At 67.3% G+C, this 10,428-nt stretch carries 9 protein-coding genes and 3 pseudogenes; 9 read left to right on the forward strand and 3 right to left on the reverse strand.

All coding sequences use genetic code 11. The features are described 5' to 3' along the window. The 7 genes and pseudogenes from CSW58_RS03175 to CSW58_RS03205 all read left to right on the forward strand — a co-directional run. The coding region (locus tag CSW58_RS03175) for a DNA gyrase C-terminal beta-propeller domain-containing protein (protein WP_304441623.1) at positions 1-639 on the forward strand (639 nt) is incomplete at its 5' end. Between the two features lie 154 nt (positions 640-793). Further along, a pseudogene (locus CSW58_RS15615) lies at positions 794-1,594 on the forward strand (serine hydrolase domain-containing protein); the annotation flags it as partial. Between the two features lie 154 nt (positions 1,595-1,748). Further along, on the forward strand, positions 1,749-2,045 hold the full coding sequence (locus tag CSW58_RS15620) for a serine hydrolase (protein ID WP_255406533.1): 297 nt from the start codon (positions 1,749-1,751) through the stop codon (positions 2,043-2,045). A 110-nt stretch (positions 2,046-2,155) separates the two neighbouring features. Beyond that, positions 2,156-3,463 carry a serine hydrolase gene (locus CSW58_RS03190; protein WP_236627623.1) on the forward strand — a complete coding sequence of 436 codons (1,308 nt, stop codon included), beginning with the start codon at positions 2,156-2,158 and terminating at the stop codon, positions 3,461-3,463. Positions 3,464-3,502: 39 nt separating this feature from the next. After that, positions 3,503-4,465 (forward strand): zinc-binding alcohol dehydrogenase family protein, encoded by a 963-nt coding sequence (locus tag CSW58_RS03195; RefSeq protein ID WP_099446278.1) that lies wholly within the window; start codon positions 3,503-3,505, stop codon positions 4,463-4,465. Further along, positions 4,462-5,397 carry a nitronate monooxygenase family protein gene (locus CSW58_RS03200; protein WP_099446279.1) on the forward strand — a complete coding sequence of 312 codons (936 nt, stop codon included), beginning with the start codon at positions 4,462-4,464 and terminating at the stop codon, positions 5,395-5,397. Before CSW58_RS03195 ends, CSW58_RS03200 begins: the two co-directional genes overlap by 4 nt. A 12-nt stretch (positions 5,398-5,409) precedes the next feature. Further along, positions 5,410-6,177, forward strand: coding sequence for an SDR family NAD(P)-dependent oxidoreductase (locus tag CSW58_RS03205; protein WP_099446280.1), 768 nt, complete (start codon positions 5,410-5,412; stop codon positions 6,175-6,177). Positions 6,178-6,200: 23 nt separating this feature from the next. Here CSW58_RS03205 and CSW58_RS03210 read toward each other — a convergent pair whose 3' ends face one another. Together CSW58_RS03210 and CSW58_RS03215 are read right to left on the reverse strand one after the other, a co-directional pair. After that, positions 6,201-7,049 (reverse strand): arginyltransferase, encoded by an 849-nt coding sequence (locus CSW58_RS03210; protein ID WP_099446281.1) that lies wholly within the window; start codon positions 7,047-7,049, stop codon positions 6,201-6,203. Positions 7,050-7,149: 100 nt separating this feature from the next. Beyond that, positions 7,150-8,096, reverse strand: a pseudogene (locus CSW58_RS03215) (flagellar motor protein MotB). Between the two features lie 74 nt (positions 8,097-8,170). Here CSW58_RS03215 and CSW58_RS03220 point away from each other — a divergent pair. Together CSW58_RS03220 and CSW58_RS03225 are read left to right on the forward strand one after the other, a co-directional pair. Next, positions 8,171-9,025, forward strand: a pseudogene (locus tag CSW58_RS03220) (NAD(P)-dependent oxidoreductase). A gap of 26 nt (positions 9,026-9,051) precedes the next feature. Next, on the forward strand, positions 9,052-9,441 hold the full coding sequence (locus CSW58_RS03225) for a hypothetical protein (RefSeq protein WP_143755063.1): 390 nt from the start codon (positions 9,052-9,054) through the stop codon (positions 9,439-9,441). An 80-nt stretch (positions 9,442-9,521) separates the two neighbouring features. Here the strand turns inward: CSW58_RS03225 and CSW58_RS03230 are convergent, their stop codons facing one another. Then, positions 9,522-10,370, reverse strand: coding sequence for a metal-dependent hydrolase (locus CSW58_RS03230; RefSeq protein WP_099446283.1), 849 nt, complete (start codon positions 10,368-10,370; stop codon positions 9,522-9,524). Positions 10,371-10,428 lie beyond the last annotated feature (58 nt).

Genomic DNA, 10,428 nt, shown 5'->3' on the forward strand with positions numbered 1-10,428 from the left:
GATCCCTCGGAGCTGAAGTTCAAGGAAGGCGACAAGCTGGGCTTCCTGGTCCCGGCCGAGACCACCGACAAGCTGCTGCTGTTCACCAGCGATGGCCGGTTCTTCACCCTGGGCTGCGCCGCCCTGCCGTCGGCCCGCGGCCATGGCGAGCCTGTGCGGATGATGATCGAGCTGGACGACAAGGTGAAGATCATCGACGTCTTCCCCTACAAGGCCGGCCGCAAGCGCATTCTGGCCTCGAAGCTGGGCTACGGATTCCTGATGCCCGAGGAAGAAGCCCTGGCCAACCGCAAGGCCGGCAAGCAGGTCCTGACCGTCGACGCCGCCGGCGCGGCCTTCTGCCTGGAAGCCACAGGCGACCAGCTGGCCGTGGTCGGCGATAACGGCAAGATCCTGGTCTTCCCGCTGGAGGAGCTGCCCGAGATGTCACGCGGCAAGGGCGTCAAGCTGCAGGCCTACCGCGAGGGCGGCCTGCGCGACGCCCTGTCGTTCAACGCCGAGGTCGGCGGCCACTGGATCGACTCGGCCGGTCGCCGTCGCGACTGGACCGACTGGCAGGCCTTCGTCGGGCGGCGGGCGAGTTCGGGCAAGCTGGCCCCGAAGGGTTTCCCGACCTCCAAGCGGTTCAAGCCGAAATGAGGGCGGCATGATCCGTCTGCGCCGGACCGTCGGGGCGCTGGCCGCCCTGCTGGGCCTGACCGGAGGCGCCGTCGCCCAGGCCGCGCCCCTGGTCCACGCCCACCCCGAATCCGTCGGATTCTCGTCGGCTCACCTGCATCGCCTGGACCAGACCATGCAGACCCTGGTCGACCAGGGACAGATCGCCGGCGCCGTGACCCTGCTCAGCCGGCACGGCCAGATCGCGGCGCTGCGCAGCTTCGGCAAGCTCAGCCTGGAATCGGGCGAGCCGATGCCGGCTGACGCGATCTTCCGCATCCGCTCGGAGACCAAGCCGGTCACCGGCGTGGCGATGATGATCCTCTACGACCAGGGTCTCTGGAAGCTGGACGACCCGATCACCAAGTTCGTGCCCGAGTTCGCCGGCTTGCGGATCGCCAGCGGCGTCGACGCCGAGGGCCAGCCGATCCTGACGCCGGTGACCCGTCCGCCGACCATGCGCGAGCTGATGACCCATACGGCGGGCTTCGCCTATGGCATCGCCGACGATCCGGGAAGCCAGGCCGACCAGGCCTATTTCCGGGCGGGGGTGCTGCAGTCGGCGTCGCCTGCAGGACCTGCAGCAGCAAGGTCGCGCACTGCCCCTCTACGCCCAGCCGGGCACCCTGTGGCGCTACAGCATCGCGGCCGACATCAGGGCTATATCGTCGAGAAGCTGTCGGGCCAGCCTTTGCCGGTGTTCATGGAGGAGCGCATCTTCCAGCCCCTGGGCATGAAGGACACCGCCTTCTGGGCGCGGCCCGAGAAGCAGCCGCGCCTGGCGGCCGTCTATGACGCCGATCCCGCCACGGGCAAACTGGTCCCGGTGGTCGAGGGGGCCTGGCGCGATGTCACCCGGCCGCCCGCCGCGCCCTCGGGCGGCGGTGGTCTTCTATCGACGGCGGCGGATTTCGCCCGCTTCGCCCAGATGATCCTCAATGGCGGCGACCTGGACGGCAAGCGGATCCTCGAACCCGAGACCGTCGCCCTGATGCGGCAGAATCATCTCCCCCGCCAGTTTTCAAGTGACGACCAACGGCACCGCCAATGTGCTGACTCCCCAGGCTCGACCCTTCCCCTTCGCCACCGGCATGGGCTACGGCCTCGACGTGGCGGTGGCCATCGATCCCTTGGCCTCGGGCGCGCCGGTCGGTCCCGGCACGATCAGCTGGGGCGGCAGCGCCGGCACCTGGTTCTGGATCGATCCGGCCAATGACCTGTTCTTCATCGGCATGATCCAGCGGCTCGGCGGCGTGGGCTCCGGCCTGGACGCCACCTCGCGCACCCTGGTCTATCAGGCCCTCGCCGAAGGCGGCCTGCAGAACGCCAGTCTGACCTCCAGCCCCGCGGCGGGCCGCAAGGCGCAATCGGCGGGTCGGTCGCCCTAGGCGGCCTGGATCACTTTCCTCGGCCATTTGAGCGACCAGGGTTAGGTCCCCATTGCCGCTCGGGCATTCGTCGCTAAGGTGCGGTCAAACAGATGTTTGGAGGGGCGCTTATGGTTCGGCGGACAATGGCGGCGGCGTTCGCCGTTCTGGCGCTTTGCGGCGCTCCGGCCTGGAGCGCGCCCAAGTCGGTGTCCCTGACGACCGCGGCGCCCGAGAGCGCCGGCTTTTCCAGTGAGCGGCTCAAGCGGTTAAACGGCGCGATGCAGGCCCTGGTCGATCAGGGTCATCTGCCCGGCGTCACCACCATGGTCGTGCGCCATGGCAAGGTCGTCGCCTTCGAGGTTCACGGCAAGAAGGGCTTCGACGGCCCGCCCATGACCCGGGACACCGTCTTCCGGATCTATTCCCAGACCAAGCCGGTGACCGGCGTCGCGATGATGCAGCTCTTTGAAGAGGGCAAGTGGCGGCTGGACGATCCGGCCAGCAAGTACGTCCCCGAATTCGCCAATCTGCGGGTCTTCAAGGGCGTCAATCCGGACGGCAGCTTCATCACCGAGGCCGCCAATCGGCCGCCGACCATGCGCGAGCTGATGAGCCATTCGGGCGGCTTCGCCTATGGCCTGGTTCCCGACAACCCCGTCGACAAGGCCTTCGTGACCAACGGCGTGCTGGGCTCGAAGACCGGCCAGGAGTTCATCGACAAGGTCGCCGCGATCCCCCTGATCGGCCAGCCGGGCGCGCAATGGAAATATAGCGCCTCGGTCGATATCCAGGGCTTCATCATCGAGAAGCTCTCGGGGATGTCGCTGGCCGACTTCATGCGCACCCGGATCTTCGAGCCGCTGAAGATGCCGGATACGGGCTTCTACATCCCGGCCGACAAGGCCAGCCGCCTGGCCTCGCTCTATGTCTGGTCCCCCAAGGTCGCGAAGCTGGTCCCGGCCGAGGGCTTCATGGTGCTCGACATCAGCAAGCCGCCGCCCGTGGCCTCCGGCGGCGGCGGCCTGGTGTCGACCAGCGCCGACTACGCCCGCTTCGCCCAAATGATCCTCAATGGCGGTGAATTGGACGGCGCGCGGATCCTGTCGCCCGGCACGATCAAGCTGATGGCCGCCAACCACCTCAACGACGGCATCATGACCGGCAAGGAGGGCTCGTTCACCAACGCCCGGGGCCAGGGTTTTGGACTTGATTTCATGGTCATCACCGACCCCGCCAAGGCGGGCTCGCCGGTGGGCGAGGGCACGATCAGCTGGGGCGGCGCGGCCGGAACCTGGTTCTGGATCGACCCGAAGAACGATCTGTTCTTCTTGGGCATGATCCACATCCTCAACAAGGACGGCGATCCGGCCCTGCGCAATCTCGACGATCTCAGCCAGCAGCTGGTCTATTCGGCCTTGGTTGATCCGTCGAAATAGCCTTCGAGACCCATAGGAACACCATCCGGGGAGAGCGCCATGAAGGCCGCCGTCTATTACGAAACCGGTTCGCCGGACGTGCTGCGCTATGAGGATGTCGCCGATCCCCCGTGCCATGCCTCGGGCGTGGTCATCCGGGTCGAGGCCGTCAGCATCGAGGGTGGCGACACGCTCAATCGCGGCGGCGGCGCGATGGCCGGCAGTCCGCACATCGTCGGCTATCAGGCGGCCGGCGAGATCATCGAGGTCGGGGCCGAGGTCACCCATCTGAAGGTCGGCCAGAAGGTTGTCACCGTGAACGCCTTCGGCTCGCACGCCGAGCTGCGCTCGGTGCCCGCCCGCAACGCCTGGCCGATCCCGGCGGGGTTCGACATCCAGAAGGCCTCGGCCATTCCCGTGCCGTTCGGCACCGCGCATGAGTGCCTGTTCGGGGCCGGCCGCCTCAAGGCCGGCGAGACCGTCCTGGTCCAGGCCGGGGCCGGGGCCGTCGGCATCGCCGCCATCCAGCTGGCCAAGCGGGCCGGGGCCACGGTGATCGCCACCGCCTCCAGCGACGAACGGCTTGACCGTCTCAAGGCCTTCGGCCTGGACCACGGGATCAATTACAGCCGCGACGACGTGGTCGAGCAGGTCATGAAGCTGACCGGCGGCAAGGGCGTCGACCTGGTGGTCGATCCGGTCGGTGGCGCCACCCTCGAGGGCAGCCTGCTGTCCTTGGCCTATCGCGGCCGCGTCTCGCTGGTCGGCAATGCCGGGCGCGAACCGATGAAGGTGGATGTCTCGTCCCTGATGGGCGGCAATCGCTCGCTGACCGGGGTGTTCCTGTGGGCCGAGATCATGACCGATCGGGTTCATGACATGATCCAGACCCTGATCGACGAGGCCGCCCGCGGCGAGCTCCAGGTCGTGATCGACAAAACCTTCCCGCTGTCGGAAGCCGCCGCCGCCCATGCCTATATCGAGAGCCGCCAGGCCGTCGGCCGCGTGCTGCTGATCCCATGACCAACCGCGTCCTGGCCCATACGGGCGCCAAATATCCGATCATCCAGGCCCCGATGGGCTGGATCGCTCGCTATCCCCTGGCCTCGGCCGTCTCTCGCGCCGGGGGGCTCGGGATCATCGAGACCTCTTCGGGCGAGACCGAGACCTGCAAGGCCGAGATCCGCAAGATGGCGGAAAGCGGCCTGCCGTTCGGGGTGAACCTGCCGATCATGTTCCTGCGCGACGACGCCATGCTGAAGTTCGTCTGCGAGAGCGGGGTCAAGTTCGTCACCACCTCGGCGGGCAGTCCGGCCAAGTTCATCGGGCCGCTGAAGGACGCCGGCATCGTGGTCTATCACGCCGTGCCGACGGTCGACGCGGCGGTCAAATGCGCCGAGGCCGGGATCGATGGCCTGGTGGTCGAGGGCGCCGAGGGCGGTGGGTTCAAGAACCCCGAGGAGGTCTCGACCCTGGTCCTGCTGCAGGCGATCCGCGCCCGGGTCGACGTGCCGCTGGTCGCGGCTGGCGGCATCTGCGACGGACGCGGCATGGCGGCCGCCTTCGCCTTGGGAGCCGAGGCCGTCCAGATGGGCACCCGCTTCGTCAGCGCGGCCGAGAGCCCGGTGCACGAAAACTACAAGGCCGCGATCACCGGCGGCAAGGAGACCGGCACCTGGATCCTCAACAAGAAGTCCAGCCCGTGCATCCGCGCCCTGAAATCCGAGCGCACCAAGGCCATCTACGATGAAGGCCTGATGCCGCCCGACGCCCTGAAGGGCATCCTCGGCGTCTATTTCGGCGGCGACATGGAAGCCGCGCCCGCCTTGGCTGGTCAGACCGTCGGCCTGATCGACGAGGTCAAGACGGCGCAAGCGATCATCGACGAGACCGTCGCCCAGTTCCACGATATCACCGGGCGCCTCGGCGCCCTGGCCGCCGCGCGCGGCTTCTAAAAGGATACGATCATGCAGAATCTCTTCTCCCTCGAAGGCCGCGTCGCGGTCGTCACCGGCGGCTCGCGCGGCATCGGCGCGATGATCGCCAAGGGCTTCCTCGTCTATGGCGCCAAGCGCGTCTACATCACCGGCCGCAAGGCCGCCGCCTGCGACGCGGCCGCCGAGGAGCTCAGCCAATATGGCGAATGCGTTTCGCTGCCGGGCGACATCTCGACCATGGAGGGCGTCCAGGGCCTGGCCTCGCGGCTGCTGGAGCGCGAGCCCAAGCTCGACATCCTGGTCAACAACGCAGGCGCGGCCTGGGGCGCGGCCTTTGACGAGTTCCCCGAGAGCGGTTGGGACAAGGTCGTCGACCTCAACATGAAGACGCCCTTCTTCCTGACCCAGGCCCTGATGGCCCCCCTGCGGGCCGCCGCCAAGGACCACGTGGCCAAGGTGATCAACATCTGCTCGATCGACGGCCAGTCGGTGGCTAAGGAAGAGACCTATCCCTACGGCGCGTCCAAGGCCGGCTTGCTGCATCTGACCAAGCGCATGGCCCTGCGCCTGGCGCCCGAGAACATCGCCGTCAGCGCCATCGCGCCCGGCGCCTTCGCTTCCGACATGAACAAGGTCGCCCGCGACCACGCCGAGGCGGTGTCCAAGGCCATTCCCGCCGGCCGCATCGGCACGGACGAGGACATGGCCGGCACGGCGATCTTCCTGGCCTCGCGGGCCGGGGACTATGTGATGGGCTCGGCCGTCACGGTCGACGGCGGGGTCAGCTTCGCGCGCTAAGCCTCGTTCTGACGGCCGGAAGGCTAAGGCTTTCCGGCCGTCGGGAACTCGTCCAGATCCGCCGGCTCGGCGTCGCTGAGGTCCAGATCGACGCTGGGCGGGGTGATCGGCCGCGGCGGGCGAGCCCCGCGCTCACGGGCCGACATCAGGGCCCAGCCGCCCGGCTTGAGGATTTCCAGGGGCGAGAAGCGGGCCTTGTAGGCCATCTTCTCGCTGCCGGGCACCCAATAGCCCAGATAGACAAAGGGCAGATCGATCGCGCGGGCCTGGACCAGATGGTCGAGGATCACGAACGACCCGAGGCTGCGCGAGGCCAAGGTCGGGTCATAGAAGCTGTAGACCAGCGACAAGCCATCGGCGAGGACGTCGACCAGCACGCAGGCCACGAGGTCGCCGGGGCCGTCGTCCGCCGGGCGGCGGCGATATTCGATCAGATGGGTGCGGACCGCCGTGTCCTCGACCATCGCCACATAGTCGGGCCAGGCCATCTCGGCCATGCCGCCGTCGGCGTGGCGGGCCATCAGATAGCGACGCAGCAGTTCGAACTGCTCGAGCGTCGCCTCGGATTCCACCAGATGACGCTCAAGGTCCTGATTGCGGGCCAGGACCCGACGCTCCGAGCGCGACAGCTCATAGTCGGCGACCGGCGCGCGGGCCGACTGGCAGGCGCGGCAGGTCTCGCAAGCGGGGCGATAGGCGATGTTCTGCGACCGGCGGAAGCCGACCTGGGTCAGGCTGTCATTGACCGTGGGGCCGTCCGAGAGCGGCAGGTGCGCGAACACCTTTCGCTCCTCACGGCCCGGGAGATAGGGGCAGGGCGTCGGCGCTGTCAGGAAGAAGCGCAGCTGTCGCGTCGGAAAATGCTGCGTCACGGAAGCTCACAACCCCTGTTGGCGGCCCTCGGCCGATAACGGATTAGGCGACATCCGCGCCGGTCGCGCAAGCGGGTCGGACACGTCGCGCGTCACACGGTCACAGGTTGTCGGGCAGCACCGGTTTTTCGCGCAGCAGAACGATGGAAATCCGGCGATTGCCCGCCAAGGTGGGGTCGTCGGCATAGAGCGGCTCGGAATTGGCCTTGCCGGAAACCTGATAGATGCGGTCGTCGTCGACTCCGGCGCTGCGCAGCACCTGACGCGAGGCGTCGGCGCGGGACGCCGAGAGCGACCAGTCGCCGTCGGCCTTGCGGCCCAGGGCGCTGGCGCTGGTGTGACCCGAGACGGTCACCCGGTTGGGCAGCTGATTGATCACCTTGGCGACCGCGCGCAGCAGGATGCGGGCGCGGTCATTGGGCTCGCGCGAGTTCTCCTTGAACATCGAGCGGCCGTCCTGATCGATGAGCTGGATGCGCAGGCCCTCGGGGGTCTGGTCGATCATGATCTGTTTGGACAGCTCGGCCAGTTCGGGCATGTCCTGCAGCGACTGGCGCAGCGACTGGGCGGCCGAGGCGAAGCTGTCCTGTTCCTTCTTGGCCAGGGCGTCGCGCAAGGCCTCCTCGGAGGCCGAGTCGAGGCTGGCCGTGGTCGAGCTCTGGCCGTCCTTTGTTGGTTTCCTCCGGCGCTTCGGGCGCCATCTGCTGGATCGCCGACATCTTGCCGTCCGACTTGGCGCCGTCGGTCGCCCAGGGCCGTGCCGCCCAGAATGCCGCCCGAGCCGCTGGTGGTCGACGAGATCGAGGCCGGCGCGAAATAGTCGGCGATTCCGGCCTTTTGTTCGGGGCTGGTGGTGTTGAGCAGCCACATCAGCAGGAAGAACGCCATCATCGCCGTGACGAAGTCGGCATAGGCCACCTTCCACGCGCCGCCATGGTGGCCGCCGCCGACGACCTTCTTGACCTTCTTGATGATGATCGGTTGGTCGCCGCGCTGACGGCCATCGTGCTTAAGCCTGCTTAACCCTGTTGCCGCAACCTGAGGCAGGAGGACGTTAAAATGCCGTTGCGATCCGCCGCCCGTCGGGCCACACCCGCGCGTTCTCGCAAGGAGTTGGGTGCATGAAGATCGCGTTTGTCGGCCTGGGCGTCATGGGCTTCCGATGGCGGGTCATCTGAAGACCTCTGGCCACGCGTCCATGGTCTTCAATCGCAGTCCCGACAAGGCCGAACGCTGGGTGGCGACCCATGGCGGCGCGAAGCGCCCCCTCGATCGCCGAGGCTGTCGCGGGGGCCGAGATGGTCGTTCTGTGCGTCGGCAATGATGACGACGTCCGCGGCGTCGTGGCCCAGATCCTGCCGGCCCTGGCGGCGGGCGGCGTCATCGTTGACCACACCACGACCTCGGCCACCGTGGCGCGCGAGATGGCGACCGCCGCCGGAACCGTCGGCTGCGGATTCGTCGACGCGCCGGTGTCCGGGGGGCAGGCGGGGGCGGTGAGCGGGCAGCTGACCATCATGTGCGGCGGCGACGCGGCGGCCTATGCCCGGGTCGAGCCGGTGCTGGCGGTCTACGCCAAGGCGATCCGCCTGATGGGTCCGACCGGCGCGGGCCAACTGACCAAGATGTGCAACCAGATCGCCATCGCCGGCGTGATCCAGGGCGTCGCCGAGGCTCTGCACTTCGCCAAGCGCGCCGGCCTGCCGACCGACGACGTCCTGGCCGCGATCTCCAAGGGCGCGGCCCAGTCCTGGCAGATGGAGAACCGCTGGGCGACCATGGCGCAGGGCAAGTTCGATTTCGGCTTCGCGGTCGACTGGATGCGCAAGGACCTGGGCATCGCCCTGGCCGAGGCCAAGGTCAACGGCGCCCGGCTTGAAGCCACGGCCTTGATCGACGGCTTTTATGAAGAGGTCCAGGCGATGGGCGGTCATCGCTGGGACACGTCCAGCCTGGTGGCGCGGCTGGAACCTTAGGGCGACTTTGCGATCTGGGGGTAGTCGTGACGACGAATCTGACAGGCATCTGGCAGGGGCTCTATTCCTACCCTGAAGCCTTTGAACCCGTTGGGTTTACGGCGACCCTGCTCGAAAGCGGTAAATGGTTGACCGGCTCAATTCACGAAATCGCTGTGGATGAGTCGGAAGTCTTTGTCGAGGTCTACGCCACCCTCCAGGGCGGCCGAAACGATCGGCAAGTCCACTTCACAAAGACCTATGACGGCTCAAGCAACTGGTCGCATGCGGTCCACTATGAAGGGGCGCTCAACGACGATTTCACCGAGCTGGAGGGCCGATGGTCTATCCCGGGCGTATGGTCGGGAAAGTTCCTAATGATCCGCCCCGAAGGGCGCCGCGCCAGCGTCCTGCGGGAAGCGTTCGAAGCCGTCTGAAGGCGCCGGGCCCTGAAACGGCCCAGCCTTTTGTCAGCGCCCCGCGCCTCTCACAGGGCTGGGGCTCCAGCGCCCGGAACCTATTCCGCGGCCATCGCCGGGGTGAAACTGTCGCGCAGGCCGGCCAGCCTTTGGCGGTTGTCGTGGTCCCACGGGTGGAAGTTGGGGCGATACCAGGCCCAGTATTCGTTGGCGCAGCGGCGGAACAGGCCGGGCGTGCCGAACAGGAACCACAGCACCTTGGCGCGAGCGACGCGGGGCTTCATGCCGTCGGCTTCCAGCAGGCTGGAGGCGTAGTGGGTGATGTTGCGCGTGAACATGATGCTGATCAGCACCATGATCCGCACGCGCAGCCGATAGCGCTGCAGGGGCTTCCAGCCCTTGGTGACCTCCTGGAAGACGTCGAAGGCCACGGCCTTGTGCTCGGTCTCCTCCAGGGCGTGCCACTGCCACAGGCGCTTCATCTCGGGGTCGGTGTTCTCGAACAGGTCGTCGTCGCGCATGAACGAGTCGGCCATCATCGAGGTGAAGTGCTCCAACGCGATGGTCGCGCCCAGCATGGCCATCGGCCCCTTGCCGCGCACCATCGTGGTGCGTTGGCGGATCTGGGCCTCGATGGCCGCGACCGGGTAGCGGTCGCGGTCCAGGCCGCCGTTCATGGCCACATGCTCGCGCGAGTGGATGGCTTCCTGGGTGATGAAGGCCTTGGCGTCCTCCAGAAGCTTGCCCGACAACTGCGGCCGATAGTGCCGCACGGCGTCCATGAAGATCCGTTCGCCGTCGGGGAAGGTCAGGGACAGGGCGTTGAACACCGCCGTGCCGACCACGTCGCCGCCCAGCCAGGCGCCCTTGGCCACGACCTGGGTGTCGAAATGCAGGTCGCGCGGAGTGACGATGACGTCGTCGGGTGTGGTGTGCGGCTTCGCCATGGCGTTGTATCGGAGCTCGAGATGCGGCTTGGTTGGTCAAGCCTGAGTTCAAGTTTTG

It is taken from the genome of Caulobacter sp. B11, assembly GCF_002737765.1.
Classification (GTDB): Bacteria; Pseudomonadota; Alphaproteobacteria; order Caulobacterales; family Caulobacteraceae; genus Caulobacter.

What these genes read in the sequence shown, in the direction of transcription:
- CSW58_RS15620 (WP_255406533.1), top strand. Translation starts at nt 1,749, where the DNA reads ATGGGCTACGGCCTCGACGTGGCGGTGGCCATCGATCCCTTGGCCTCG.
- CSW58_RS03190 (WP_236627623.1), top strand. Translation starts at nt 2,156, where the DNA reads ATGGTTCGGCGGACAATGGCGGCGGCGTTCGCCGTTCTGGCGCTTTGC.
- CSW58_RS03205 (WP_099446280.1), top strand. Translation starts at nt 5,410, where the DNA reads ATGCAGAATCTCTTCTCCCTCGAAGGCCGCGTCGCGGTCGTCACCGGC.
- CSW58_RS03200 (WP_099446279.1), top strand. Translation starts at nt 4,462, where the DNA reads ATGACCAACCGCGTCCTGGCCCATACGGGCGCCAAATATCCGATCATC.
- CSW58_RS03195 (WP_099446278.1), top strand. Translation starts at nt 3,503, where the DNA reads ATGAAGGCCGCCGTCTATTACGAAACCGGTTCGCCGGACGTGCTGCGC.
- CSW58_RS03230 (WP_099446283.1), bottom strand. Translation starts at nt 10,370, where the DNA reads ATGGCGAAGCCGCACACCACACCCGACGACGTCATCGTCACTCCGCGC.